Here is a 23,822-nt window from a genome sequence, read left to right as displayed (position 1 = left end):
ACCTCTGGCGCACTACGGCAGGGAGGTGCGCCGATGAGCCATCGGCTGCGGCGCGTCGCGATGGCGCTGCTCGGTGCGGTGATGCTGGGTACGGTCGGCCTGAGCCTCGGTGCCTGGTACGGCGGCCGCGGCGTCACGCCGCCCACCGACGACCAGGCGCGGACAATGGCAGCGCAGTTGCTTCCTGGTGCGGTGCCGGTCAACTCGGGTCGAGTCGTGCAGGGCTCCCGGTGGGGCGTCCGTCTCGCTGCCGACGACCTGGGCTCGGGCCAGGCGTTCTTCTGGTACGACGATGGTGACGACTGCGGGCTCTCCGAGCAGGTGCGACGCAACGCCGTGTCGCAGGGGTGGCAGGGCCTCCGCCGCGTCCCTGGCTACCTGTGCGACGGCTGGCGGGCTGAGCGCGACGGACTGACGGTCACGCTCGACTACTCGGCGAGCGGGACTGAGCTGACCATCGCACCGGCCGCGCCCGGCAAGTTCCTCGCCAGCACTGTCGCTGGCACCGTCGTCGGCGCCGCAGCCGGCGCGGCGCTGTTCGGGTGGGTGGCACGGCGACGTCGACCCGTACCCCTGCTGGTCGGCACCCTGGTGACGGCTGGCCTCCTCCCGGGCGCCGCCCTCACCTGGGCGGCCCTGGGCCGGGGCAGAGTCACCGAGCCGGTGTGGTCCGCCTGGCCCGCCCTCGCCCCCGTGCTGGTGCCACTGTGGCTCGTCCTCCTACTGCTGGGTGTGTACGCGTTCCCGAGGTGGCAGAGCGGGAGAGACCCCAGCTCTCGGGTCACGGCGGTGGTGGTGACTGTCGCCTGCGGCCTGACCCCCTTGGTGATGATGGCCGCCCTGATCCTCATGTTCCTTCGAGCGCAGCCCGATTATCCGGCCGCCGGCGACCCCATCGTGCCGTGGCCGACAGTCGAAGACCGGAACGTCCAACCGTCCCCGTCCCCCCCGGATAGGTGAGCGCAGTGACCACACGTAGCGGCAAGGTGATCGCCGACCAGACCATCTCCGCCGACGGGTACTCGGCCGGGCTCAACCAGACCGAGGATCGCCCGTTCGGTGACGACGGTGGTGACGGCTGGGGCCGGAGGCTGCACGCCTGGATGTTCGACGACGCTGAGGAGAACCAGGCCGAGCTCGACCTGAGCAACGCGGCCTCAGCGGTCATCATGGGCCGCAACATGTTCGGCCCGGTGCGTGGCGAGTGGGATCGGCAGTGGAACGGCTGGTGGGGTGACGACCCACCGTTTCACAAGGCGGTTTTCGTGCTCACCCATCACGCGCGCGAGCCGCAGCCGATGGCGGGCGACACCACCTTCCACTTCGTGACCGACGGGATCGAGTCGGCGCTCGCACAGGCTCGCACGGCGGCCGGCGGCGGCGACATCCTGATCCACGGCGGCGCGACCACCATCAACCAGTACCTCGCCGCGGGTCTGGTCGACGAGCTGCGGCTGCACATCGTGCCGGTCACCCTCGGCGCCGGCGTGCGGCTGTTCGATGGTGTCCCGCCGCTGACCCTCGAACAGGCGACGGCGCGAGCGGCAGGCACGGTCCTGCACGTGACCTACCGCGTGCTCTCCTGAACCGACGGAGGATCCGTTGTCTGCCATCGCGTCACTGACAGTGGTCCCCAGGGACAGCATCACCGAACTGGCCCGCCTGGCCCGCACATCGCCGTCGTCGTTCCGCACGTACCTGGCGGAACACGGGAGCAAGACGCGGCAGGAGTACGACTGGTCCGGCTACTGCATGCTGTACGTCCTGACCTATCTGGAGGAGCGCGGCATCGACCTGGAGCCGTCGGAGTTCAATGCCGAGTCGGAGGCCATCAACAGCGCGTACGGCCTGACCACGCTCATCACTCCAGCCCCAGGGTTGTCGGAACAGCTCGATCCCGGCGCGCACCGCGAGGAGGAGTTGGCCGCCCACTTCGAGGAGATGGGGGTGGTTTTCGAGGAGAGCGGCTTGGCCGGTCTGGACACGTTGAGGCTGCTGCGTGACACCGTCTCCGACCTTCGCGACGACCAGGTGTTGCTGCTCAACATCGGCTGAGACGGTGACAGGTTCTGATTTGCCCCTGGCGAGGGTAGGGGTAACTCCCAACCCGACTGGGAGGTAGCAGGATCGAGCAAGATCCGGAAACCGTGGAAGCTCATTTCCATGACCACGCAGAAGATCTCCCGGTTCCATCGGGCCGCCCTGGCCCTCGTCCTTCCCGTCGCCGTGATAGCGGCAGTCGCCGGGTGTGATGACTCGGCGGCGCCGAAGGCCGCGCCCGCGGCCAGTTCGGTAGCCGCGGTTCCCTCGACCTCGACAAGCGCGGCCGGCCCGGCAAGTGCGGCCCCCGCAGCGGGCTTGCATATGATCGCCAACAAGGGGCATCAGCTTGCCTTCCACGTCATGCCCGGAAGTTCTCCCACCATCGTGCTGGACGCCGGCGGTGGCGAGGACTCCTCGTACTGGGATGCCCTGGTGCCGCAACTGTCGCAGGCCACCGGATCGCAGATCATCACCTACGACCGGGCGGGTCTGGGCGCCAGCGAGGAGGTGAAGGGCCCATGGGACCCCAAGGCCGCCGCCTCCGACCTGCAGGCCGGTCTGCGTGAACTCGGCGTCACTCAGAACGTGGTCCTCGCGGGCCACTCGCAGGCAGGAGAGGTGGCCCACTACTTCGTCCTCGCGAACCCCGGCGTTGTCTCCGGCGCGGTGCTCATCGATGCCAACGTGCCGCAATTCTTCACCGACACCCAGACCCAACGCCTCGTCGCGCTAACCACGCCGCAGATCGAAGAGCTCAAGAAGGCGCCGTCGACGAAGGCGAACCGCCAGCTCATCGCCACGGCCGACAACTTCGGTCCCACGCACCAGGCGTACCACAAGGTCTCCTGGCCCGACGGCGTTCCCGTCATCTATGTCGTGTCGGACAAGACGCCCTTCGATGGATCTCCGCAGGACGCTCAGGCCTGGCGCGACGCGGCAGCGGCGTTCACCAAGGCGGGGCCCGACCGCACACTCGTCATCGCCGAGGGGAGCTCGCACGACGTTCCCCAGGACAAGCCCGCCGTGGTGCTCAAGGAAATCGAACAGATGACCGCCACCGTCAAGTAAAGGCCGTCGGGCCGACGGCTGACAGGACCGGATCCCGATGACGGCGAGGTGGTGGTCGAGATTCGGGGAGCGGGCCGGAACTGCTTACGCGATGGGTAGCGTGTGTGCGGGTGTCGATCGATCGAGCCGTCGATCGGCGATGCGGGCCTCCGTGGACCACGGACGGACACCATGGTCGCTGGATCCCACGCGACGTGGGGACAGCGACCGTGGGGCAGTGCGGATCGCCGCCGATATGAATCACCAGCCCGGCGGTTCGGCACGATGCGCAATGATGGAGTGAGATGACCGATAACAGCCGAACCGCCCTGTCCGGCGGCTCCTCGCCCTCGCGGGAGGGCTCCGGGCCGGGTCGCGTCGCTCGCAGCGGTCCGATTCCGCGCTCCGCGCTGACCCAGAGGATGAGCCTGCTGGGCTGGTCGCTGGTGCTGCTGCCGGGCGCGGTCCTAGGTGCCGTGCTGGCCGCACTGTGGATCACCTCGATATCGATCGCCGTCCTTGGCGTCGGAATCCCACTGACCCTGCTCGCGACCGTACTGGTGCGCTGGTTTGCCGACCTGCATCGCCAGTGGGCCGCCGACCGGCTCGGCGAACCGGTGCCCGCCCGGCCCTATCAGCCGACGCCGGACGCCGGGTGGCCGGTGCGGCTCTGGACGATCCTGCGCGACCCGGCGACGTGGCGGGACTGGATCTGGTTGGTGGTCAACTCGATCACCTTTTGGTTGAGTTGCGGACTGTCGCTGCTGTTCTTCGGCTTCGGAGTCTTATACCTGACCTATCCGCTCATCTATCAGCTGACGCCTCCCCAGGTATTCCGCACTCCGATGGGGGAGGGCTTCCGGCTGCACAGCGTCGCGCAGTCGTTCTGGCTGGTACCGCTCGGTCCGGTTCTCCTTCTGCTCTGGTACGTCACTGCGGTGCGCCTCGCGAACCTCAACGCCCGGGTGATCCGCGCTCTGCTCGGCCCCACCGAACAGGCGCGCCTGCGGGCCCGCGTCCAACAGTTGGCGACCTCGCGAGCTGAGACCGTCGACACCCAGGCCGGTGAACTGCGCCGAATCGAACGCGACCTGCACGACGGCGCGCAGGCCCGGCTGGTGTCGCTGGGTATGAGCCTGGGCTTGGCCGAACAGTTACTGCCCAAGGATCCGCAGGCCGTCCAGCAGTTGCTGGCCGAGGCCCGCGAGTCGACCTCCAGCGCCCTGACCGAGCTGCGCGAGCTGGTACGAGGCATCCATCCGCCGGTACTGGCCGACCGCGGCCTGGACGGCGCACTCAATGCCTTGGCCCTGGTCAATCCGATCCCGACCACTGTGGTGACCCGCCTACCGGGACGGCTGCCGGCCCCGATCGAGTCCGCAGCCTACTTCGCCGTCGCCGAGGCCTTGTCGAACGCCATCAAGCACGCCCAGGCCCAGCAGATCCGGATCACCGTGGAGTTCGCACCCCACCGGGGCGGCGCTGCCGGGGAACTGACGATGCTGGTGTCCGACGACGGCCGTGGGGGTGCTTCGATCGATTCCGGTACGGGCCTGCGTGGCATCGTCCGTCGGCTGGCGGCCTTCGACGGCACGCTGACCGTTGACAGCCCGCCGGGCGGACCTACCGAGGTGAGGATGTCGCTGCCGTGCGTATCGTGATAGCCGAGGACCTCGCCCTGCTGCGCGAGGGCCTGATCAGGATCTTGCGGGCCAATTCCTTCGAGGTCGTGGAAGCCGTTGACAACGGCCCTGCGCTGATCCGGTCGCTGATGACGCACCGCCCCGACGTCGCCATCGTCGACGTGCGGTTGCCGCCGACATTCACCGACGAGGGGTTGCGTTCCGCTATCGAGGCCCGCCGGCAGATTCCAGGGCTGCCCATCATGGTGCTCTCGCAGTATGTCGAGCAGATCTACGCCAGGGAGCTGATGTCGGATCGCGCGGGCGCGGTGGGCTACCTGTTGAAGGACCGGGTTACGGACGTCGACCAGTTCGTCGCCAGTGTCCGGCAGGTCGCTACCGGCAGCACCGTTATGGACCCCGACGTGGTGAGTGCGCTACTCACCCACCGCTCCACCGATCCTAAGCTCCTGGAGCTGAGCCCACGCGAGCATGAGGTCCTCACCCTGATGGCGCAGGGCCGCTCGAACGCTGCGATCGCCGCCCGGATGTTCGTCACCGAGAAGACCGTCAGCAAACACAGCAACAACATCTTCACCAAGCTCGGTCTCAAGCCCTCCGAGGACGACAACCGTCGCATCCTGGCGGTACTCGCCTACCTGGAAGGCTGAGTCCTTGGCCTCTGCCGACGCGGTCGACGAGGCGGCTGCCACAGCCCGGCTACTTGATCGTCGCGGGCAGGCTCCATAGCCGGTTTGGTTCATCCGACGGCGGGAAACCCGGGGCGCTGCCGTGCGGGTGCCGGGGGCTCTAACCGTTGGGGAGGCTCATGCGCTGGTTCCGCGCGGCCGACGACGCCTCCACGACGGGCGCACCCAGATCCAGCACTCCGATCGGTGCGGAACGAGACCCGAAGCGGGCGGTCACCTTCAGCGACGCGGTCATTGCCATCGCCGTCACCCTGCTCGTCCTGGAGATCCAGCCGCCGGAGGACACCGAGCACCTGCTCCGCGGCCTCGTCGAACTGTGGCCCTCTTACGTGGCGTACGCCATCACCTTCCTGCTGATCGGGCAGATGTGGGTGAATCACCACGTCATGTTCGACCACATCCGCTCCGCCGACCGCATGCTGCTCCTGCTCAACACCCTGCTGCTGATGGTGATCGCGTTCCTGCCGTTCGCCTCGTCCCTCTTGGCCCACGCGTTCGAGTCGGGCCACGGCCAGCGCACCGCACTCATCTTCTACGGGGCCACCTACGAGGCGGCGGCCATCCTCTTCAACGTGATCTGGGAGTACGCGAGGCACGGCCGTCGCTTGCTGACCTCCACCACCGACAACGACGCCGCCCGGGCGATCAGCAGACGCTTCCGCCCCGCGCCACTCTGGATCGCCGTCGGAACGGCTCTCGGGGCCCTTCATCCGGTCGTGGGCCTCATAGTGGTCATCGCGTTCATTCCCTTCTACTGGCTCCCGATCAAAGGCGAGGTCGGCAGCATCAAGCGCACCCGCGAGCAGAGTCACGGTGACGCATAGCCTGACCTTCTCTTTCCCGGCCGGTTCGGGCACCGTAAGCCCGTGAGTGAGTACACCGCAGCGAACATCACGGTCCTGGAATTCGACGAGTCGGTCCGCCGCCGGCCAGGCATGTACTTCGGGGCCGATGCGCACCTGGCAACCAGCGTGCTGACCGCGGTCGTCATAGCGTCCCTCCACCCGGGCCCGAAAGTCGCACCCACCGGCCCACCCGATGTCACAGCGGAGATCATCGACGACCTCGCGTTCTCGATAACCGACAACTGGCCGACCGGCCCGGACGGCTCGACCGCCGGCTACTACGGCTCCCTCCTGACCTCCTACCGCTGGGTCCACGCCACGACTTCGACGCACCGGGCGGCACCGGCACCAGACTGACCTACCACCTCGACCCGTCCTACTTCATGCCGTCCACCCTCAACTCCCCCACCCTCGACCTCCACGCCGAAGGCTGCTGCGACCTCCCGGGCCAGTTCCGTCTCCGCGACAGCCGCCCCAGTACATCCTGATTGGTGGCCAACCGTTGTAGGGTGCGCGCCGTGGGATACACGGTGAGTCCTTCAGGCCGTCTGAACCTGCCGGAGTCGGACGACGCCGCTGCGGTCGCCGCTGTCCAGGCCGCCCTGGCTGGACGAGGTGAGTGGTACGAGCCGGAGGCGTCTCTGTCGAACGCCACGCTTGCCGACCTGGCGGAGGCGGCCAGGGCCTCAATAGTCCGCGACGGAGACTGGATCGAGTTCGGGTACGACGATGAGGGTGACCCCAAGTGGTCGAACCGGGCGACGGCCTTCTACGTCGCTGTCGCGCCGTTCGTTCGCTCGGGCACGGTTCAGATCGAGGGCGAGGACGGCGCCCGCTGGTCGTACACCTACACGAACGGGCAGCTCACCCAACAGGGTTGGAACGGCTGGGATGGGTCCATCGAGCCGTTTGGCGAGCATGTGGACCATCCTCCCCTGGACCACCCATAGGCACGGCTCCTCACCGGCTGCGGTCAGGGTGTGGGGTCCCCCAGATCGGCCGCCGGGGCTCGTCGTTGTGCACGACGATGTTCGCGTGCTGGGTCGGGTGGGCAGTAGCGAAGTAGAGCTGCTGCGAGGGGATGTATCGCTCGCGCCAGCGTCGTTCGACGTCGGCCCGAGTTGACACCCGGCGCTCTCGGATCACGGCACGATCCACTGTCTTCTCCAGTGCCGTCGACACGAAGATGCGCAGGTCCCACCGGTCAACCAGTTCCGGGCGCAGGAGGAAGACGCCGTCGAAGACGAGCACGGCCTCGGCCGGGGCCGTCGTGACCGGCGGGGACAGCACAGCATCGGTGGTGCTGTCGTAGACAGCGGGTTGGAAGCGCCGATCTCCGCCCGGCCCGAGCGGGTCGAGCAGAACCCGGTTCAGCGCGTCGTAGTCGTGGGTGTCGTAGTAGCAGCCTTCGGCCGAGTACTCGCCGCGCGGATAGCGCCGCGCCCGGGGGAAGAGGAAATCGTCGATCGTGGCGCGGATGACATCGCGGCCCTGATCGCGCAGGACGACGGCCAACTCGTCGGCGAGCGTGGTCTTGCCGGCGGCGGGCGGTCCGTCGACGGCAACCCGCGTCGGGTGGGCGACTGCAACCGACCCGACTGCCTCGGCCAGATGCCCGATCAGCTCGTCGCGCGTGCCTTGAACCATGCCCTGCCCCTCCTCACGTGGACCGCGCGACCAAGCCTCTATCGACGTCGCTCATCACGTAGGGTCTGCCGATGGTCGCACGGATCCTGGCGCACCTCCGGCCGCCGCTTGTCGTCTGCGGACACGTGGCTGCCCTGGTGTTGCTCGTCCTGGACGCGCGCCGTGAATGGAGCGCGTACGGGCTTGTCATGCTTCTTCTGTTGCTTGGTGCACTCGGGGCAATACCAGCGGCGATGGTCGACGTGCCAGGGTTCCGACCGATCAGCCTGGTCGCACAGACCGTCGGAGCCGGCGTCGTCGGGTTGGCTCTCCATGACTCGTCCGACAAACGGGCTCTCTGGGTGTACTTACTGTCCGCCCTGGTGGCGGTGATCTCGCCCCCCAGCCGGCCAGGGCTCGGCCGGATGACCGTAATCGGCGTGGGGACGGCAGTGGTGCTCACCATCGGCGTGTCGGCTCCAGCGCTGGCCTGGGGTGGCAGTCAGCCCGAGGCCGTGGTGTGCGTGCGGGAGGGACAATCCGCTGAGGAGCTGGTGCACGAGAACCACCGCTTCGACCCGAATCACGTGATTGCGGGCGTCGGGTCAGAAGGGCCGCAAGCGCCCTGCATGGAGGTGCTGTTCGATCCCGGTGCCACCGCTGGCGACGCCGCCGACGTCGCCCGCCGCTACTCCGCAGACCCGGGGGTCTCGTCCGTCAGCCGGCCAGGCTGACACTCAGCGCACAGGTGCGCCAGTTCGCAGGTGCCATGACCATGCCACCGTCCTGCCGGGTCAGGGGCGGCAGCCGTCCTGTCGCGGGCGCTGCTACCGAGGCGGCCTGGCCTTGCGTTGGTTGCCAACCAACTCCCCCGGGTAGAGGCAGATCCATGGACCCCCGAACCTCGTTCCAAGTGCTGTTGGGCGTCGGCGGTTTGGTCCTTGCCGGCTACGGTGCTCGTCTCCTGCTGACTGGCCACATGTCGCCTTTTGCCCGAAGGAGGTGGATGCGGCCCGTCGATGCGGGGATGTGGTTCCTCTGCGCTGGGCTCTCCTTCGTGTCACTCGCAGTGGGGTACCTCGGCCGGCTCATCGGCGCGTTCGGACCCGCGACAACGTGGACGCTTGCGGGTTTGGCGCTCGCGCTTCTCGCGTTCGGCCTCATCAGGCATCGGCCACGTGATGGCAGACGTAGCGAATCTTCGGACTCGACCTAGCGTCTTCTGAACAGGGGTGCGGTTGGTGGGGCGGGCGGGACTCGATGCGATCGGCTCAGGGCCCGTCCGCGACCGCACTGCACCGCACCGCACCGCCGTACGACGTGAAATCTGGAACGGACGAGCGATGTCGGCCTTGCTCGGCGTTGCTAACGTCGGGGCGACGTCCGGAGGGGCAACCGGGGAGGACGACGCGGTGGCCAGCAGCGGAAGTGCGGCGGCCTTGCCGAATCGGCGTGCTCGCGCGCCGATGGTCGTGATCGGCAGCGTCGTCGCGTTGGCCGCCCTCATCGCGCCGGGGTACCGGCTGGGTACCGACCCGCGGGTCGAGCAGGGGGACGTCATCCTCGTGGCGCTGGCTCCGGGAGCCCTCCTGGTGCTGTCCTGGCTCGTCCGCCTTCTGCAGTGGTGGGGCGCCGCTCGTGCTCCCGCGAGGCGCGTCATGGTGACCGCGCATCTGGCGCAGTCGCCGCAGCCGGCGAGTGCGGGGCGGGTCACCGCTGCGGCGGACGCCGTGAGCGCCGCCGGCGGGATCGACACCAGTCCCAAGGGATACGCCGTGTGGCTGACGGTGAGCGGCCGGAACGGCGGTGTCCTGCGCCAACGCGTCGTCTGGGAACCGTGGTTGCGCGAGCTGACCAGGCCGCGTCAGGCCACGGTCCGGCACGGGTCCGGCGTCAGTGTGGTCGACGTGGCCGGGTACGGGCGGCTCTGGCCGGCGAGTTTCACGCTGCGCCGTCGTCCCTACGGAGTCAGACTCATTCCGTTCCGCAAGGCCCGGAGGCTGCCGAAGGCGAACAGCCTCTCGCACGGCCGTCTGGCCTACCTTTTTCTCGTGCTCGTCCTGCCCTGCCTGGCCGGCGCCGTCACCCAGGGAATGTGGGCGCTGCTCGGGTGGTGGGTAGCGTATGTCGTCGCCTCGATGGTCGCCGTCGGAGCCTGGTTCGGCATCATCCCGCCCGGCGTGCTTCCGGGAGCAGCCCGTCGGGGCCGCGCCCCGACGACCTCGTGACCACGGACGCGATCGAGCGGACAGGCGGCGACCTCGACCAGCTCCGTGAGGCGCTGCTCGGCAGCATCGCCCCTCGACAACCGGCACTGCTTCGATCAGTAGAGCCACCGGTCGAGCACCCCGGGCCAAAAGTGGGTTGTATGGTCGCCGTCCCCGAACGCGGGCGGGTCAAGGGCCTTGATCCGCTCCAGCAGGTCGGCGAGCTCCGCGAGTGCTTCGTCTTCGGCCTGTCCATCTTCGTCCCAGCGGTCGATGACAGTTGAGCTGGTCAGCCAGCTACCAACCATGTGCAGCGAACACAGCCAGTGGGTGATCGTTGAGTTGACGAACCCGGCGCTGCCGTCCGACGACCAAATCTGCACCTCACCGGACCCCGGCGCGGCACCGTACACCCAGTCCAGGTCATCGGCGTTCGCCAACCGGTACATCGTCGGCTCGGCGTGGAATGACACCGCACTCACGAGGTCATCGATCAACGGTACGCCAGAGGAGACCAGCGCGGCCTTCTGCGGCTCGGGAAGCCGCCACGTCGCCACGTCCAGCTCGGTAGCACGCACCACCCGCCCAGTACCGGCCCAGGCCGTGACCGCCTCGAACGCAGGAGGCAACAGAAGATCATCAACGGGCACGCCAATGAGGGTAGTTCCGTGCGTCCACGCCCGATGGCCTGCTGCTCTAGCGTTGTGCTGCTCGTGCTCGGCACCACCCCGCGCACCGTCGACAGCGATCTCATCAAATGGGCCGGCACGTCCTGGACGTCGACGTCGAGGCTCTGCGCCAGCGTGTGGCCGTCTTTCACGACTGAATCATGGCTGCAGCGGGCAGCGGCGGGCCGGGCTGGGCCTCCTCCCCACCGGGTCGATCCAGAAGCGAAAATTCCGCTATAACAAGCATGCTGTTCCGCTGGCCGACATCGCCCCCTCGGAGTGCCCATGACGACGCAGTTGCGTGACCGTCTCGACCAAATACTCCAAGCTGGCCAGGTCGGCGGTCTGCACGCCGTCGCGGCGGTTCGCGGTGGTCAAACCGTGCTGGAGTACTACAGGGCCGGCGAAGATTTCGCCTGGGGCGACTCGCTGGGCGTCGTCGAGTTCGGGCCCGGGGTCCTCCACGACATCCGGTCCGTCACCAAGAGCGTGACCGTCCTGCTGTACGGCATCGCGCTCGGCGAAGGGCTGGTCCCGCCGCCAGCGGAGCCGCTCCTGCAGCGGTTCCCGCAGTACCCCGACCTGGCGGCCGACCCCCACCGTGCCCGGCTCACCGTCGAGCACGCACTGACAATGTCGTTGGGTTTGGAATGGCGTGAAGATCTCCCGTACAACAGCCCGGCCAACGCCGAGATCGCGATGGAGCTGGCGCCGGATCGATACCGGTACATCCTGGAGCGGCCGATCCTCGAGCCACCCGGCGCCCGATGGACCTACTGCGGCGGTGCCACGGCTCTGCTCGGCCGACTGATCGCCGAGGGCACCGGGCAGTCGCTGCCGCAGTACGGGAAGGCCGTCCTGTTCGCACCGCTGGGCATCGACAGCTTCGAGTGGATGACCGGCGCGGACGGAGTGGCCTCCGCCGCGTCCGGGCTGCGACTCGCGCCCCGCGACCTGGCCAGGATCGGTGAGCTGGTGCTGGCCGAGGGCGCCTGGGACGGTCAGCGGATCGTCCCCGCCGACTGGATCCGCACGATGCTCCAGCCACGCCTGCAGACCAACTGGGGCGCGCAGTACGGCTACCAGTGGTACATCGAATCCATTGAGGGCCATCGGCTGCTGGCCGGCATGGGCAACGGCGGCCAGCGCCTGTTCGTCCTGCCCGACCTGGACCTCACCGTGGCGGTCACCGCCGGCAACTACGACGACCCCGACCAGTGGCGGACCCCGCTCACGGTGCTGGAACGGGTCATCCTTCCCGCGATGGCTTGAGGCACCGCGCCCGCCGGTCAGCCCATCGGCAGGGCGCACATCTGGGCCGGACGTCATCTCACGCGTGCGGTGGGACAGCTTCTGCGTTCGCCGGAAAGACACCCGCGTCACGGCACCCGATCGACATCCGGTCATCGGCATGACAGGACGTTGATCGGCGGCTGACCAGGAAAAACGGTTGGTGGGGCGGGCGGGACTCGAACCCGCGACCGAGGGATTATGAGTGACACTCACGGCGGGGATTGTCCCCCCTTCATGTAACTCAGGTTGCACTCGCCATGACTCTGGCCACTCGGATTCGCTCCGATGAACCACACTTCGCACCACACGCCGCACCACGAGAGAGCCAGTGGCGCCCCGACCTATGAAGACCCCACCAGTAAGCGTCAACTACGCTGCGTTGCTCGATCAGGAACCCAACAGGCACCAGACAGTGACAGCGTGGGTTCTCTGTGGTTACGGTCGCGTGCATGACCGAAGAGACGCGAATTGCCCTGCTGAACTACGACTGGATGGTCCGCAACCGCGCGGGCTTGATGACGTGGCACTAGCTTGGGACTCCGACACCCTGGTCTATGGGGACGGCGGGGCAACGATCGAAGCGCTCTGCGAACCGGGCTTTACCCCTGCCACGGACGGCGACCGGCATACCGCACTGTAGACAGCGCGCGATCGGTGGTCCGGGCCGATCTAGGCCGCCAGGAATTTCTGACGGGATCGCACGGTCACAAAGAGGCGCCCCGCCCCGGTTCGCACGGGACGGGGCGCTAAGACCCGAGCGGCTAACCGCCACCCGGCCCGGTCCTGCATGCGCGGTCGCGAGCCGTGGCACTACGTTTGCGCAGCCACCGCCCAGCGGCCTTGATCCCGTCGTAGGCAAGATTCTGGACGAGCCCGCTGAGCAGGGCGAGTCCGATCCATGCCGCAATCCCGCTAATTCGATGACTTGGCCACTGGCCTAACCTCTTCCGGCGCGGAGTCAGCCCGGATGCCCGGGGTTGCATCCAGCGTAGGCCCTCGATGCAACTCATCTGAAGGAGGAGGTTCCACCTCGGCGACCTCCCCGCACTATCTCGGCGTCCGAACCGCTGAAAGCGCCGTACAGGCAAGATCTTTGGCAGTTCGGCGTAAGGGCTCTGCGTCGAACGCTGTGTGGCTCTCAGCGGGTTGCGGTGATAAGTCGACGGCGGGTGGCCAACCGCCTTGCGTGAGAGCGGCTGAACCATCTCCGCATCTCCGCATCTCCGCAAACATGCCTGTGAGCTGGGCAAATGCTTGCGGAGATGGTCGGAGGTGGTGAGGGGTCATCTCCGCAAAGGGCCGGGATCTCCGCAGTTTGGTTGCGGAGATCCGGAGATCGATGTTCCTCTTGGTTCTGATCTCCGCAGGGTGTTTTACCTGGTGGTAGGGGGTCGGTGCGGCGTTGCGGAGATGCGGAGATGGTTCAGCGGGTTTCACCCCTCGTGGTGCTCGACCCAGAAGACGGACCGGTCGCCTCGGTCGTTGCGGCCGGCGCGGACGACGTGCTCACCGCGCCACCGCCCGGCCTGTCCGGTGAGGAGTCGGCCGAGTTGCAGCGGGTTGGGTAGGCGGCCGTTGTGGGTGGTGATGAACTGCCCGTCCCACGGGTCGTGGGCGTCGCTGCCGAGGTGCATGGGTTCGCCGTCTTGGCGGAGTTCGGCGGCGGTCATCGCACGGCCGCCGTGGCGGTCGTGCCAGCAGGTGAGGAACGCGCGCCAGCGCGTTTCGTCTTCATCGATCTCACGAATGTCGGCGGCGTTGGTCAGGAACCCGTCGATGCCGTGATGCGCGAGGAACCCGCCGAGGGCTTGCGCCCACGGGGTGAACTGCCGCATCGACAACCCCGACACCCGAGGTGCTCCCCGGCGGGTCCAGTCGAGGACCAGCACCAGCAGGTGCCACAACACCGTGAGTTGGTTTGCCGGGTCGGTGATCCACTGGTCAAGGTGCGGGATGCCGAACCCGCGCTGGTCGCGCAGCTCGGGGCGGGGCATGTCCGGGTCGAGGCGCACCCGGACGGTGCGGGAGGCCATGTCCCCGCCCACCTGGAGGTTGTTGCCGGTGGCCATCCACAGCCGGTCGTTGACGGTGGCGACGTTGCGCGACGCGCCTAGCTGCCGGTCGGACCAGACGCCGGAGGTGACGAGCTGGGCGAGCACGGCCGAGTCGATAACAGTGCCCTCGGCCAGGTTGTCCCAGATCACCACGCCGACCTGCTCGGCCAGCACCGCCGTGATGGACTTGCGCAGTTCCTCATCGGAGTATGCCCAGGTCATGACCCGCTGTCCGTAGAGCATGCCCGGCCCGGCCGTGAGGATCGTCTTCCCGGATGACGGCATGGTCGCGTCGATCAGCGCGAACGGCGTCAGGGACCGAGTGAAGTGCCGCAGGATCGGCGTAGCCAGCAGCGCCACGTAGTTAGCCCGGTCAGCGGCGGATGCCCACGGGAAGTCGCGTAGGAACCGGCCGAGTAGGAACGTGCGCGCCTCGTCTACCTGCTCCGGGGTCGGTTGGTCCGGCACCGGGGGAAGCGCCACCTTGGACGCCAGGTAGAGGCCGGTCGCCGGGTCGTAGCCGGGCTGCTGGAGCAGGGTGCCGTCACGGCGCAGTACCGGGGCGCCGATGATTCCGCGCAGCGGCGGTACGCCCGGCCAGGTTTTGCCGGCCAGCACGGACGACAGGATGTCGCGAGGTGGGGTTACTTCGTCTTCGTAGACCTCGGGGTCGCCGGTGTCGCTCTTGCGGGTCTTGAGCCGGTACACGTAGGCGTGCTCGGCCAGTAGCCCGGCTAGCCCGGCGGGGTTGACCATGCTCGCCGATACCGGCAGCGGGGAGTCTTCGTCGGCGGCGGTGGCTAGCCCGCCGGAGACGGCTTCCATGTGCACGAGCGCTCCGGCGGACACGTAGGTGTCGGGTAGCAGCCCGTCGACCAGCGCCGCTTTGAGCACGCGGATGGTTTCGGGGCCGGAGCCGATCTGCAACCGGGTGCTCATGCGGCGAGTCCTTCCGTGGGTCGTTCGGTGACAACCGGGGTTGTCGGTGTGCGCGCCAGCTGGGCGAGCACGGCCATCTGTTCGGGCATGCCGCGTGTGCCGTCGAGCGGCCGGCGTGCGTGGGGCCATACCGCTGTGACGGGGTCGGCGTAGTCGCGGCCGGCGAGCACGGTCACGGTGCTGGCCACGTCGATGCCGAGCCGGCGTGCTTGCGCGCGGATGGTCGGCACGCTCACCGCGCCGGGTTGGCCCATGCGCAGCTGGTATGGCTCGATCTCGGTGTCCGGGGTGAGGAGCCCGTAGCGGGCGGACAGGATGAGCAGCCGTCCGCCGATTCGCTCCGCCGCGCGCCGGCATGCGCGGTGGTAGCTGCCGGTGTACAAGCGCCCAGCGGGCGCGGTCCGGTCGAGCTTCGCCACGCCGCACGGCACGATCACCACCGCGTCGTCTCGGCCCATCACGGTGCGCCGCATCCGGGCGTTGACGGCGTCGGCGTATGCCTTGCTAGCTGCCTGCCGGGTAGTGCCCATCGCCCGGCCCACGTCGGCATACGACCACCCGTCGATCAGCACCGCGTCAACCGCGATCCACTCCCGGGCCTCCCGGCACGCGGCCTCCAACGCGGCCAGCGTGGCGAGAGCATCCGAGGGGGTTTGCGCGGCGGCCAGCGCGGCGGCGTGCTCGGCGACATGACCCGTCGCCGCGTGGAGCTGGGGCGCGCGGCGACAACTCTGGTTGTCACCGATCCCGCTCATGCCGCCCGCCCCACGCTGCCCAGGCGGCGCGGGTTCCGCGCCCCGGTCCGTAGCCCCGACGCGATCGTGCGAGCGACTTCCCCGGCGGGCAGGCCGAGCGACAGCGCGGCGGGTTGCAGCACGGCGGTCACGTCGTCGTCGGTGAGCGCACCCCCGGCGGCGAGCTGCCCGAGCGCCACTGCCGAGGTGAACAGGGCGTGATTGCGCTGGCCCTCGGGCGCGGCGGTGAGGTGGGCGACTTGCCGGCGGATCGCCGCTGCCAGGTACGCGCCGCGCCGGTCGGCCGGCAGCGCCACCGGTGCGGGCCGGTGGACCGGTCGCGGGGCGGGTGCGAGTAGCCCGGCCACCCATGGGGGCAGTGGCGCCGGGTCGCAGTCCATCGCCACCGCGTATGGGTGGCCGGCGGCGGTGCTGCCGGCGGCGACGACGTAGCCGCCGTGCGCGCGGGTGTCGACCTTCCAGCCCAGCCCGCCCCGGTCGCCGGTGGTGTTGCGCAGCAGTGGCCCGGCGGGGTGGCGGTAGTAGAGGTGACTGCCGCCGCTGGCCGTGGTCACGGTGTATGTGGCGTCGATGCCGCCGTGCCGGTTGGCGAGGGTGGCGAACACGTCCAGGCCGTCACACGCCCCAGCCCACTGCGGCGGTGGGGTGTCGTCGGGGTGCTTGGGCACGTCGAGGTCGACCACGACCAGCCCGGACGGGCCGCAGGCAATGCCGATGCCGTAGGGGCGGGTCGACCATGCCCGGCGGATGCGCTCGGGGTCGGTGGTGGCGCGTTTTTCCCAGCCGATGTGACGGCCGGCGGCGCGGCAGCGCGGGTCGGTGCGGGGGCAGTGCTCGGCGGTGCAGCGGTTGGGAAACGCGGGCCGCTTGGCCGCATCGGGGTCGTCAGGTCGGTCGTCGGGACGCAGGGGGAAGACGTGCCAGCCGCGCGCAGCGTGCGCGAGCGCGGCAGTCAACAGGTCAGGCATAGGAGATCTCCCAAAGGTTCGCGGGGATGGATCAGGCCGGACGGCGGGCGGCGCGGGCGGCCGTGAGGTCGATCAGCGCGCCGCCGGAGGCGTCCGGGGTGCCGGTGGGCCGCTGCCGGCTGGCGGTGAGGCTGAGGCGCAGATAGAGCCGGTAGCGGCCGGCGTCGGTGCCGGTCAGCGGTCGGCGGGTGCCGTGCTGCGTGAGGTGCCCGGCGTCGGCCAGCGCGGCGGTGACGGCGTCCAGCTCGGCGGGCGTGCCGGTGAGCCAGACCTCCAACCCGGACAGCCGGGCGTCACGCGGGGATGGGCCGTCGCGGCGCGCGGTGGGCATCAGGCGGCCCGTCGAGGTCGGGGGCGGCCCGCGATGGCGGCGCGGGTCACCGCTTCCCGCAGGTCACCCAACAACCCCACCAACTGCCGCCGCGCCGCCACTTCGCCCGGTGCGAGCGCGACCCTGACGCGCACCTCGGCGTGCTCCCGCCCGGCGGCGGTGCGCACCCGCACCAGCACCGCGCGGGAGCGGCCGGCAACGTCGACCACGATCTCTTCGGATCGGTGCTCACCGAGGCCGCAGCGGTGGTCTCTGCCGCACCAGTCGGTGTGCCCGTCGCGGGTGCGGCGGTTCATCGGTTGGCCTCGGCGCGCAGGCGGTGAAAGTGGTTGTAGACGCGGCGGCCGGTGCGCAGCCGGTGGCCTCGGTCGCAGCGGCGGCAGGCACGCGGGCGGCGCAGGACGCGGGTGGTGATGCGGCCGGTGCCGGCGCACCGCTGGCAGGTCTTGACGGGCTTGACCCAGCACACGATGGCGTAACCGAGCGCGATCAGGGCGGGGATCGCGACGAGGACGATAGCGGCGGTCAGGTGGGGGTTCACAAGTGCCTCCCGGGCCGGTTTTTGGGTGCGAACGGCCGTGAGCTGCTATCTGCTAGGTCGCAGCTCATGATTCGGATCGGGTGCTAGCGGGGGTGCTAGCGCTAGCAGATCGGGCCGCTAGCGCTAGCACCCTCCGCAGTGGTCAGCCGGCGGACCGCTTCCGGTCACGCTCCGCGATCGCAGCGAGCACGTCGGGGTGCTTGATGCCGCGCCGGGTGGTCGGCTTGCCGTCGATGCGCCGGCCCACGTCGCCGACCTTCACCGCCGGGTGCGGCTTGAGCGCGGTGGTGAGCTGCGCCGCCTCCCACCCGCCGTAGACCTCGGGCCGCAGCTCGGCGAGCAGACCGCACAGCGTCTCGTTCCACACCGCCTTTTCGTCGCCCGGCCAGATCCGCGCCAGGTCGCCCAGGACGTCCGCGACCGGGGCAACCTCGCGGGTCTGCTCGTCCGGCTTGGGCAGCGTCCCGGCCGCCTGTCGCAGGGCGACCGCGCGGGCAACGATCCCGGCGGCGGCGTTGGTGTCTACCTTGTACGACTTGCCCGCAGTCGGCTTGGGGCCGAAGCCGCGCAGGATGCCCCACCCGGCCTCGTCGCCTGGCACGAACACCGTGGCCCGGTATCCGTTCTTGTAGGCCGACGTGCCGAGGATCATGTCGTTGGCGGTCTGGTCGGCCACGGAGAGGCAGAACCGGGAGTTGACGTTGCGGGTGATGCCGGTCGGCAGGCTGTCCTTGTCGGGGATCTGCGTGCCGATCAGCAGGATCACGCCGAACGCCCGGCCGAGCTTGATGACCTTTTCCAGGATCTCGCCGGCTTCCTTGCCGTACTTGCTGGTCATCAGCTCTTGCAGCTCATCGAAGAACGCCACGAGCGGGTGAAGCCCGGAGCCCTTGAGGTTGGCCAGTTCGGGCGTGACCTTGTTCTCGGGTGCCTTGCCCAACCTGGCGTAGTGGTCGATGCGCTTGGACCGGCGGCGACACTCCTCGTACAGCCACTCAATGAAGGCGAAGCAACGGGCGAGCGTGTCGTCATCGAAGCCGTTGCCGTACTCGGCCATGACCGGCTCCAACACCGCGAAGTCCCCAACGCCCTTCAACTCGTAACCCCGGATCTCGGCGCGCGGATCCAGCGACGCGGCCAGCACCAACGTCCGCAGCGCGAACGTCTTCCCCGAGCCGGGCTGACCACCGAACAGCCAGTTGCGGAACATCATCTCCGCGTTGAGGGCGTCCAGTCGGGGGGTGGTGGCGAACGGGAACGCCTTGAACAGGTCCACCTTCGCGCCGGTCGACAGCAGCGGCCAGGGCGGTTGCGTCATCTGCGACGCCGGTTCGTAGCCGACCCACAACGCCAGCCGGCCCGTATGACCCGGTGCCGGCTCGGGCCACACCTGATCCAGCGGCAGCCGCATCGCCGAGGCCAACCGACCCCTGCGGGCGACCACCTCGGCGGCCTCCACCCCATACGGCAGGTCGACCACGGCCAGGTGCCCGGGGCCGTCACGGTGAATGTCCACCGGGAAGCTGATCGCCTTCGGGTCCTTGGCAACCGCCGAGTTGATCGCGGCCATCTGCAACGAGGTCAACGCCCGCCGCACGAGGTCAGCGGTCAGCTTGCGGTAACGGGTGCCCTCGGTAACCCGGTCGGTCAGCGGCTTGTCCGCCGGACGGCCGAGGGTAGCCAGCAGCGGCACCACCACCGCCAGCGCCAGGTAGCGCCACCACGGCGGCCCGAGGCTGAGCACGATCGCCCCGGCCACGGTCGCGCCGGCACCAGCGGCGAGCACCCACCACCGCCACACGCTTTGGCGCTGCCGGCGGGCGTCCAGCTTGAGCCACACGTCCGCCTCACCACGGGTCGCGGCGGCCTGCCGCAGGTGCCAGTTGCCCTCTTCGGCGCTGGCCCAGTGCAACGCCCGACCGAGGCCGCGGAACAGCCCAACCGGAGCCCATACAACGGTTTTCGCCGCGTACTTCGGCAGCCGCACCGCGTGGTACGCGGTCACGTAGCCGGCATCCTTCGATTGGTGCCGCGCCGCCGCGCGTAGGCCGCGCCACGAGCGCGCCCACTCGGCCAGGATCGGCCGGTGCTCCCGCTGCCGGGCCAGCACCTCAGGCGGGATGTCCTCGGCCGCGTCGACCAACCCGCCGAGGCGCTCCGGGCCGTCGTCGATCGTCTCGGCGTCCTCGGTGCTGTCGTCCTCGGTGGTGTCGTCGGCGTCGGCCGGCGGGCGGGGGCGGGGCACCCGGCGGGCGCGGGCGTCGTCCAGGTCGACCACCTCGGCATCCGGGCCGGTGGTGGGGTCGGTCAGGTCGTTCTGTGCGGCCTGCCAGTCGAAACGGTTGTCATCAGGGGCAGTCATGATGGGGGTTCCTCCAACGGTCGGGAGATCGGTAGGGGCCGGCGGCGCGGCGCAGGTTGGGAAGCCAGGGGCCGCGCCGCCGGGCGGCGCTAGTCGTGGTTGCGGACGAGGTGCGCGAGTGCGGCGCCCATGCCGAGCACCGCGACCGGAAGGCAGGCCACGGCGGTGGTGATCCACCACGGGGCCGAGGTGACTCCGGCGGCCTCCAACAGGTGGTAGGCGACCTGCCCGAGCGCGCCGATCGCGAGGGAGCCGAGGGCGGACCACTTGGCGAACGTCCGTGCCCGCTCGGGCACCCGGCCGGACAGCCACACGTAGAGGGCGTAAGCGCCGTACGTCTCGACCCCGATCGGCAGGGTGATCGCGCTGTTGATGGAGAAGCTGTCCCAGATCCCGGGTAGCGGGTGCACGATGCCGAACCCGGTGAGTCCGCCGAGGCCGACCCACCCAGACCAGATGGCGACGAACGCGGGCAGGGCCAGCAGCACCACCGGCCACACCACCGCCGACCGGGCCGGCGCGGGCGGGGCGGCCGTGTCCGGGTGACCGACCGGCGCGACCTGCTCGGGCGGGTCGGTCGACGAGATCTCCGACGCGGGGGGCGACTCCGGGGCGGCCGGCGGCGCGTCCTCGGGCACGACCGGGTCCGCCAGCGGATCCGGGGCGACCTTCGCGAGCACATCCCGGGCCGTCTCCCGTAGATAGTCAGAGGCGGTCGGGTCGGCCGCTACCCGGTGGGCCGCGTCGGCGACATCCGCGTCAGTCGCGCCGCCGGTCCCACCTCGGACCAGGTTGTAGGTCGTGATGTCCCGGGCAACGATCTCCCGGGCCTTCTCTTCGACCAGCCGCGTCCGCAACTCGGTCGCCTTCGGTGCACCAATGCGGTACTCCGTCATCAGCCGGTTCCGCGAAGGAACCTCACCCAGTTCGGCGCTGAGCGTGCGGGCGGCCGGTAGCAGCTCGTCGACGGGCTGCGGGTACTTGGTGCCGTTGATGGCGGGGGCGGTCATGCTGTGTCCTCCTGGGGGAAGGCGCACGCGAGGCATTCGCCCAGCGAGCGCGGGATGAAGTACGGGCGGACCGCGTGGCAGGTCGGGCAGGTCCGGCGGGCCGTGAGTGCCTTGCCGATCGCGGCGCGCTGCGCGGGGGTTGCAGTGCGCTTCGGAGCGGCGAGGTCGAGCCGGTACAGGTACGCGGTGCGAGTCCCGCCGACGCCGCGCCAGAGCACCTGAGCGGCGATCGGCTGACCACCGGGCCGTAGGCCGGCGGCGGTCAGTTGACGACGGGTGGCGAAGCCGGGCGGGGCACCCCTCCACCAGTACGTGGGGATGCCGTACCGCGCCCCGTCCGGGTCGAAGTAGGCGGCGCGGACGCGCGACATCAGGCCGCGCGGCGCGGGTCGGTGCGGGTGGCGTTGTCGGTGGCGGCGCGGGTGACGCGGGCCTCCGCCCGGCGCAGCCGACGCCAGTCCAGCGCGGTCGGGCCGCCGTGGTCCTCGGCGTAGAGCAGCGTGATCTCAGCGTCGAGTACGTCCAGCTCGGCCGCGATCAGCGGCCACTCCGTATCGATCACGGCCAGGTCGATGGCGCTCGGCTCGTAGTCGAAGGTCGCCATCACGCCACGCTCCGGGTGGTGTAGTCGGCGGCGTCGACTTGGCCGTTCGCCAGGGCGCCGGCTTCCATCGCGTCGATGGCTTTCGCGGGAACGACGTAGCGACCGCGAATCCGGATGGCCGGGAACTCGCCCACGCGGATCGCCCGGTACAACGTCATGTCGCAGGTACGCAGCAATCGAGCCGCTTCGGCGACGGTGTAGAACCGCTGGGGGTGGCCAGCAGGCTGATCGGTCTTCATCGGTGTCCTCCGGCTCATTGATCGGGGTGCACATAGGTTCCGATCACGAGGCGTGACGCCTTCACCACCACACTGGACGACTAGGGACGTCCTTGCTATCTTCAAGTCGTCCCTAGACGTTCCTTGGAGGCGGCAGTGCCGAACGACCGGCTACGCGATGCGATGCTCCGCAACGGCTTGACACCATCAGCGATAGCCGACCGGCTGGAGGTGGACCCGAAGACCGTGGAACGCTGGATTACGCAGGGGCGGGCGCCATACCCGCGCTATCGGCACGCGATCGCCGCGCTAGTAAAGGAAAGCGAGTCGTACCTGTGGCCGGGTGCCGTATCCCAGGAGCGCGCGAACCGCGTTGCACAGTCCGAGGTGGTGCAGGTCTACCCGCGACGCGCAGCCGTGCCGGACGACCTCTGGCGACGACTGATCTCGGGAGCGCAGGAACGAGTCGGCATCCTGGTTTATGCAGGACTGTTCCTGCCCGAACAGCAACCGCAGCTGGTGGCCACGCTCAAGGCGAAGGCAGCGGCCGGTACGCGAGTTGAGATCCTGCTTGGCGACCCGGACAGCCCCGAGGTGGCGCAACGCGGGGCGGATGAAGGCATCGGCGACGCGATGGCAGGCAAGGTACGGAACGTGCTCGCCTTCTACCAGCGGCTACGCAACATCCAGGGCGTGAATGTGCACTTTCACCGGACGACGCTCTACAACTCCATCTTCCGGTTCGATGACGAAATGATCGTCAACTCGCACGTCTTCGGCTTCCCGGCCGCACATACGCCCGTTATGCACTTGCGGCGGCTCGCCGGCGGCGACCTCTTCGACACGTACGCGGACAGCTTCGACCGGGTGTGGGAGTCCTCGTTGCCCGTGTGGCAGCCAGCGGTGGCAAGCTGAGGACATGGCCAGGACCGAGTACTACGACGACCCGCGCGCGCCGAAGGCCAACAGCATCGTCGTTGCGGTGACCGTCTTCGTCCTCGACGCACAGGATCGTGTGCTGCTCATTCAGCGGACCGACAACGGGCTGTGGGCAATCCCCGGCGGTGCCCAAGATTTCGGCGAGTACATTGCAGAAACAGCGGTACGCGAAACCAAGGAAGAGTCCGGAATTGACGTCGAGGTCACTGGAATCGTCGGCGTCTACACCGACCCGAAGCATGTCATGGCTTACAGCGACGGAGAAGTGCGTCAACAGTTTTCAATATGCTTCCGTGCTCGGTATCAAGGCGGCAGCCCGACCCCGAGCAGTGAATCGTCCGAAGTCCGTTGGGCAAGTCGGCAAGAACTATCGGACCTTGATATTCACTCCTCAATTCGATTGCGCATCCAGCACGGGTACGAGCGTCGACGCGAGCCGTATATCGGCTGACCGTTAGTTAGCCTGCTTGCAGAAGACGTTCCGTTCTAGCGACAGCCGCTAGAAGAACCGGCTCCGCCCGCGCCCAAAATCGCGTCACAACGTGAGACGGGCCGTAGCGCTGCCTCACCTCCGCGAGCCGCTGCAAGGCTGTCATTTCCCGGCCGTCCGGCCCTGTAGTCATATCTGCGTACCAAAGGGCGTCGCGCACCGCTGATTCTTCATCGGCAAACTCCGACCGTAAGAAATGGGATAGACCCCGCTCCTCGGCTTCATAAATGGCACACGAGTGATAGGCGACCAGTGCCGAAACCCGAGGATCCCACTCGGAGCGCCGCAGCCAACGGGCGCCATCAAGGGCGTGTAGGCCAGTCTGCGCGACTTCAGCCGCATAGCCAATGTCGTGCAGCCAGGCAGCCGCAACGAGCGCCTCTTTGTCCGCCTCTGCGAACAAAGAGCCAATTTGATTCGCTTTTCTGGCAACCGCTGTGACGTGACTCCAACGGCGCGGCAAAGCAGAGGCGAGCAACTGCTCTGCCAGAACGCGGGCGGCGGTCCGAGACTCCATCCTGTCAGCTTACTGACTGCCAAAGCGGATGTC

28 protein-coding genes are annotated in these 23,822 nt (G+C 68.8%); 14 read left to right on the top strand and 14 right to left on the bottom strand.

What is annotated here, in order from left to right:
* Nucleotides 1-33 precede the first annotated feature (33 nt).
* The 9 genes from ACLJOK_RS00920 (at nt 34) to ACLJOK_RS00880 (ending at nt 7,217) form a co-directional block, all read left to right on the top strand.
* A complete protein-coding gene (locus tag ACLJOK_RS00920; protein WP_410815521.1) occupies nt 34-960 on the top strand; it encodes a hypothetical protein in 927 nt (308 codons plus the stop codon).
* Between the two features lie 5 nt (nt 961-965).
* Nucleotides 966-1,586: a dihydrofolate reductase family protein gene (locus ACLJOK_RS00915; RefSeq protein WP_410815520.1), complete on the top strand. Its 621-nt coding sequence runs from the start codon at nt 966-968 to the stop codon at nt 1,584-1,586.
* 16 nt (nt 1,587-1,602) lie between these two features.
* Nucleotides 1,603-2,055, top strand: a complete 453-nt coding sequence (locus tag ACLJOK_RS00910; RefSeq protein WP_410815519.1) for a hypothetical protein — start codon at nt 1,603-1,605, stop codon at nt 2,053-2,055.
* A 108-nt stretch (nt 2,056-2,163) separates the two neighbouring features.
* Nucleotides 2,164-3,111, top strand: coding sequence for an alpha/beta fold hydrolase (locus ACLJOK_RS00905; RefSeq protein ID WP_410815518.1), 948 nt, complete (start codon nt 2,164-2,166; stop codon nt 3,109-3,111).
* A 401-nt stretch (nt 3,112-3,512) separates the two neighbouring features.
* Nucleotides 3,513-4,751 carry a sensor histidine kinase gene (locus tag ACLJOK_RS00900; RefSeq protein ID WP_410815517.1) on the top strand — a complete coding sequence of 413 codons (1,239 nt, stop codon included), beginning with the start codon at nt 3,513-3,515 and terminating at the stop codon, nt 4,749-4,751.
* A complete protein-coding gene (locus ACLJOK_RS00895) occupies nt 4,739-5,383 on the top strand; it encodes a LuxR C-terminal-related transcriptional regulator (RefSeq protein WP_410815516.1) in 645 nt (214 codons plus the stop codon). The genes ACLJOK_RS00900 and ACLJOK_RS00895 overlap by 13 nt, the downstream gene beginning before the upstream one ends.
* Nucleotides 5,384-5,541: 158 nt before the next feature.
* Nucleotides 5,542-6,246: a TMEM175 family protein gene (locus ACLJOK_RS00890; RefSeq protein WP_410815514.1), complete on the top strand. Its 705-nt coding sequence runs from the start codon at nt 5,542-5,544 to the stop codon at nt 6,244-6,246.
* A gap of 42 nt (nt 6,247-6,288) precedes the next feature.
* Nucleotides 6,289-6,624 carry a hypothetical protein gene (locus ACLJOK_RS00885; protein ID WP_410815513.1) on the top strand — a complete coding sequence of 112 codons (336 nt, stop codon included), beginning with the start codon at nt 6,289-6,291 and terminating at the stop codon, nt 6,622-6,624.
* A 173-nt stretch (nt 6,625-6,797) separates the two neighbouring features.
* Nucleotides 6,798-7,217: a hypothetical protein gene (locus tag ACLJOK_RS00880; RefSeq protein WP_410815512.1), complete on the top strand. Its 420-nt coding sequence runs from the start codon at nt 6,798-6,800 to the stop codon at nt 7,215-7,217.
* 10 nt (nt 7,218-7,227) lie between these two features.
* Here ACLJOK_RS00880 and ACLJOK_RS00875 read toward each other — a convergent pair whose 3' ends face one another.
* The gene (locus ACLJOK_RS00875; protein ID WP_410815511.1) at nt 7,228-7,914 is read right to left on the bottom strand and encodes a uridylate kinase; all 687 of its coding nucleotides are present in this window, start codon (nt 7,912-7,914) and stop codon (nt 7,228-7,230) included.
* Nucleotides 7,915-7,985: 71 nt separating this feature from the next.
* Here ACLJOK_RS00875 and ACLJOK_RS00870 point away from each other — a divergent pair, with 71 nt between their 5' ends.
* Together ACLJOK_RS00870 and ACLJOK_RS00865 are read left to right on the top strand one after the other, a co-directional pair.
* Nucleotides 7,986-8,627, top strand: a complete 642-nt coding sequence (locus ACLJOK_RS00870) for a hypothetical protein (protein WP_410815510.1) — start codon at nt 7,986-7,988, stop codon at nt 8,625-8,627.
* 678 nt (nt 8,628-9,305) lie between these two features.
* The gene (locus ACLJOK_RS00865) at nt 9,306-10,121 is read left to right on the top strand and encodes a hypothetical protein (protein ID WP_410815509.1); all 816 of its coding nucleotides are present in this window, start codon (nt 9,306-9,308) and stop codon (nt 10,119-10,121) included.
* Between the two features lie 95 nt (nt 10,122-10,216).
* Here ACLJOK_RS00865 and ACLJOK_RS00860 read toward each other — a convergent pair whose 3' ends face one another.
* A complete protein-coding gene (locus ACLJOK_RS00860; RefSeq protein WP_410815507.1) occupies nt 10,217-10,729 on the bottom strand; it encodes an SUKH-4 family immunity protein in 513 nt (170 codons plus the stop codon).
* A 324-nt stretch (nt 10,730-11,053) separates the two neighbouring features.
* On the opposite strand from ACLJOK_RS00860, the gene ACLJOK_RS00855 reads away from it, so the two are divergent.
* Nucleotides 11,054-12,040, top strand: a complete 987-nt coding sequence (locus tag ACLJOK_RS00855; RefSeq protein WP_410815506.1) for a serine hydrolase domain-containing protein — start codon at nt 11,054-11,056, stop codon at nt 12,038-12,040.
* A gap of 1,454 nt (nt 12,041-13,494) precedes the next feature.
* On the opposite strand, the gene ACLJOK_RS00850 is transcribed toward ACLJOK_RS00855, so the two are convergent.
* The 11 genes from ACLJOK_RS00850 to ACLJOK_RS00800 all read right to left on the bottom strand — a co-directional run bounded on the left by ACLJOK_RS00850 (nt 13,495) and on the right by ACLJOK_RS00800 (nt 21,864).
* Nucleotides 13,495-15,054, bottom strand: a complete 1,560-nt coding sequence (locus ACLJOK_RS00850) for a hypothetical protein (RefSeq protein WP_410815505.1) — start codon at nt 15,052-15,054, stop codon at nt 13,495-13,497.
* A complete protein-coding gene (locus ACLJOK_RS00845) occupies nt 15,051-15,809 on the bottom strand; it encodes a DUF6884 domain-containing protein (RefSeq protein WP_410815504.1) in 759 nt (252 codons plus the stop codon). The genes ACLJOK_RS00850 and ACLJOK_RS00845 overlap by 4 nt, the downstream gene beginning before the upstream one ends.
* Nucleotides 15,806-16,777 carry a bifunctional DNA primase/polymerase gene (locus tag ACLJOK_RS00840; protein ID WP_410815503.1) on the bottom strand — a complete coding sequence of 324 codons (972 nt, stop codon included), beginning with the start codon at nt 16,775-16,777 and terminating at the stop codon, nt 15,806-15,808. The genes ACLJOK_RS00845 and ACLJOK_RS00840 overlap by 4 nt, the downstream gene beginning before the upstream one ends.
* Before the next feature lie 31 nt (nt 16,778-16,808).
* Nucleotides 16,809-17,108 (bottom strand): hypothetical protein, encoded by a 300-nt coding sequence (locus tag ACLJOK_RS00835; RefSeq protein ID WP_410815502.1) that lies wholly within the window; start codon nt 17,106-17,108, stop codon nt 16,809-16,811.
* A complete protein-coding gene (locus ACLJOK_RS00830) occupies nt 17,108-17,404 on the bottom strand; it encodes a hypothetical protein (RefSeq protein ID WP_410815500.1) in 297 nt (98 codons plus the stop codon). Before ACLJOK_RS00830 ends, ACLJOK_RS00835 begins: the two co-directional genes overlap by 1 nt.
* Nucleotides 17,401-17,649 carry a hypothetical protein gene (locus ACLJOK_RS00825; protein WP_410815499.1) on the bottom strand — a complete coding sequence of 83 codons (249 nt, stop codon included), beginning with the start codon at nt 17,647-17,649 and terminating at the stop codon, nt 17,401-17,403. Before ACLJOK_RS00825 ends, ACLJOK_RS00830 begins: the two co-directional genes overlap by 4 nt.
* 142 nt (nt 17,650-17,791) lie before the next feature.
* Nucleotides 17,792-20,011, bottom strand: a complete 2,220-nt coding sequence (locus tag ACLJOK_RS00820; protein WP_410815497.1) for a cell division protein FtsK — start codon at nt 20,009-20,011, stop codon at nt 17,792-17,794.
* 89 nt (nt 20,012-20,100) lie between these two features.
* The gene (locus tag ACLJOK_RS00815) at nt 20,101-21,021 is read right to left on the bottom strand and encodes an ABC transporter permease (protein ID WP_410815496.1); all 921 of its coding nucleotides are present in this window, start codon (nt 21,019-21,021) and stop codon (nt 20,101-20,103) included.
* Nucleotides 21,018-21,392: an RRQRL motif-containing zinc-binding protein gene (locus ACLJOK_RS00810; protein ID WP_410815495.1), complete on the bottom strand. Its 375-nt coding sequence runs from the start codon at nt 21,390-21,392 to the stop codon at nt 21,018-21,020. The genes ACLJOK_RS00815 and ACLJOK_RS00810 overlap by 4 nt, the downstream gene beginning before the upstream one ends.
* Nucleotides 21,392-21,625 carry a DUF6284 family protein gene (locus ACLJOK_RS00805; RefSeq protein ID WP_410815494.1) on the bottom strand — a complete coding sequence of 78 codons (234 nt, stop codon included), beginning with the start codon at nt 21,623-21,625 and terminating at the stop codon, nt 21,392-21,394. The genes ACLJOK_RS00810 and ACLJOK_RS00805 overlap by 1 nt, the downstream gene beginning before the upstream one ends.
* On the bottom strand, nt 21,625-21,864 hold the full coding sequence (locus ACLJOK_RS00800) for a helix-turn-helix domain-containing protein (RefSeq protein ID WP_410815493.1): 240 nt from the start codon (nt 21,862-21,864) through the stop codon (nt 21,625-21,627). The genes ACLJOK_RS00805 and ACLJOK_RS00800 overlap by 1 nt, the downstream gene beginning before the upstream one ends.
* Nucleotides 21,865-21,999: 135 nt before the next feature.
* Here ACLJOK_RS00800 and ACLJOK_RS00795 point away from each other — a divergent pair, with 135 nt between their 5' ends.
* Both ACLJOK_RS00795 and ACLJOK_RS00790 read left to right on the top strand, forming a co-directional pair.
* Nucleotides 22,000-22,758 (top strand): helix-turn-helix domain-containing protein, encoded by a 759-nt coding sequence (locus ACLJOK_RS00795; protein WP_410815491.1) that lies wholly within the window; start codon nt 22,000-22,002, stop codon nt 22,756-22,758.
* 4 nt (nt 22,759-22,762) lie between these two features.
* The gene (locus ACLJOK_RS00790; RefSeq protein WP_410815489.1) at nt 22,763-23,233 is read left to right on the top strand and encodes an NUDIX hydrolase; all 471 of its coding nucleotides are present in this window, start codon (nt 22,763-22,765) and stop codon (nt 23,231-23,233) included.
* A 7-nt stretch (nt 23,234-23,240) separates the two neighbouring features.
* Here ACLJOK_RS00790 and ACLJOK_RS00785 read toward each other — a convergent pair whose 3' ends face one another.
* The gene (locus tag ACLJOK_RS00785; protein WP_410815488.1) at nt 23,241-23,789 is read right to left on the bottom strand and encodes an HD domain-containing protein; all 549 of its coding nucleotides are present in this window, start codon (nt 23,787-23,789) and stop codon (nt 23,241-23,243) included.
* Nucleotides 23,790-23,822: the final 33 nt, after the last annotated feature.

Origin of the sequence: Micromonospora sp. 050-3 (assembly GCF_046549335.1) — a bacterium.
GTDB lineage: Bacteria > Actinomycetota > Actinomycetes > Mycobacteriales > Micromonosporaceae > Micromonospora > Micromonospora trifolii.
The sequence above is the reverse complement of the archived record's forward strand: the minus strand, read 5'-3'. Positions and strand labels throughout refer to the sequence as shown.

What these genes read in the sequence shown, in the direction of transcription:
- ACLJOK_RS00920 (WP_410815521.1), top strand. Translation starts at nt 34, where the DNA reads ATGAGCCATCGGCTGCGGCGCGTCGCGATGGCGCTGCTCGGTGCGGTG.
- ACLJOK_RS00905 (WP_410815518.1), top strand. Translation starts at nt 2,164, where the DNA reads ATGACCACGCAGAAGATCTCCCGGTTCCATCGGGCCGCCCTGGCCCTC.
- ACLJOK_RS00900 (WP_410815517.1), top strand. Translation starts at nt 3,513, where the DNA reads ATGAGCCTGCTGGGCTGGTCGCTGGTGCTGCTGCCGGGCGCGGTCCTA.
- ACLJOK_RS00890 (WP_410815514.1), top strand. Translation starts at nt 5,542, where the DNA reads ATGCGCTGGTTCCGCGCGGCCGACGACGCCTCCACGACGGGCGCACCC.
- ACLJOK_RS00875 (WP_410815511.1), bottom strand. Translation starts at nt 7,914, where the DNA reads ATGGTTCAAGGCACGCGCGACGAGCTGATCGGGCATCTGGCCGAGGCA.
- ACLJOK_RS00870 (WP_410815510.1), top strand. Translation starts at nt 7,986, where the DNA reads ATGGTCGCACGGATCCTGGCGCACCTCCGGCCGCCGCTTGTCGTCTGC.
- ACLJOK_RS00855 (WP_410815506.1), top strand. Translation starts at nt 11,054, where the DNA reads ATGACGACGCAGTTGCGTGACCGTCTCGACCAAATACTCCAAGCTGGC.
- ACLJOK_RS00850 (WP_410815505.1), bottom strand. Translation starts at nt 15,054, where the DNA reads ATGAGCACCCGGTTGCAGATCGGCTCCGGCCCCGAAACCATCCGCGTG.
- ACLJOK_RS00845 (WP_410815504.1), bottom strand. Translation starts at nt 15,809, where the DNA reads ATGAGCGGGATCGGTGACAACCAGAGTTGTCGCCGCGCGCCCCAGCTC.
- ACLJOK_RS00840 (WP_410815503.1), bottom strand. Translation starts at nt 16,777, where the DNA reads ATGCCTGACCTGTTGACTGCCGCGCTCGCGCACGCTGCGCGCGGCTGG.
- ACLJOK_RS00835 (WP_410815502.1), bottom strand. Translation starts at nt 17,108, where the DNA reads ATGCCCACCGCGCGCCGCGACGGCCCATCCCCGCGTGACGCCCGGCTG.
- ACLJOK_RS00830 (WP_410815500.1), bottom strand. Translation starts at nt 17,404, where the DNA reads ATGAACCGCCGCACCCGCGACGGGCACACCGACTGGTGCGGCAGAGAC.
- ACLJOK_RS00820 (WP_410815497.1), bottom strand. Translation starts at nt 20,011, where the DNA reads ATGACTGCCCCTGATGACAACCGTTTCGACTGGCAGGCCGCACAGAAC.
- ACLJOK_RS00815 (WP_410815496.1), bottom strand. Translation starts at nt 21,021, where the DNA reads ATGACCGCCCCCGCCATCAACGGCACCAAGTACCCGCAGCCCGTCGAC.
- ACLJOK_RS00810 (WP_410815495.1), bottom strand. Translation starts at nt 21,392, where the DNA reads ATGTCGCGCGTCCGCGCCGCCTACTTCGACCCGGACGGGGCGCGGTAC.
- ACLJOK_RS00805 (WP_410815494.1), bottom strand. Translation starts at nt 21,625, where the DNA reads ATGGCGACCTTCGACTACGAGCCGAGCGCCATCGACCTGGCCGTGATC.
- ACLJOK_RS00800 (WP_410815493.1), bottom strand. Translation starts at nt 21,864, where the DNA reads ATGAAGACCGATCAGCCTGCTGGCCACCCCCAGCGGTTCTACACCGTC.
- ACLJOK_RS00790 (WP_410815489.1), top strand. Translation starts at nt 22,763, where the DNA reads ATGGCCAGGACCGAGTACTACGACGACCCGCGCGCGCCGAAGGCCAAC.
- ACLJOK_RS00785 (WP_410815488.1), bottom strand. Translation starts at nt 23,789, where the DNA reads ATGGAGTCTCGGACCGCCGCCCGCGTTCTGGCAGAGCAGTTGCTCGCC.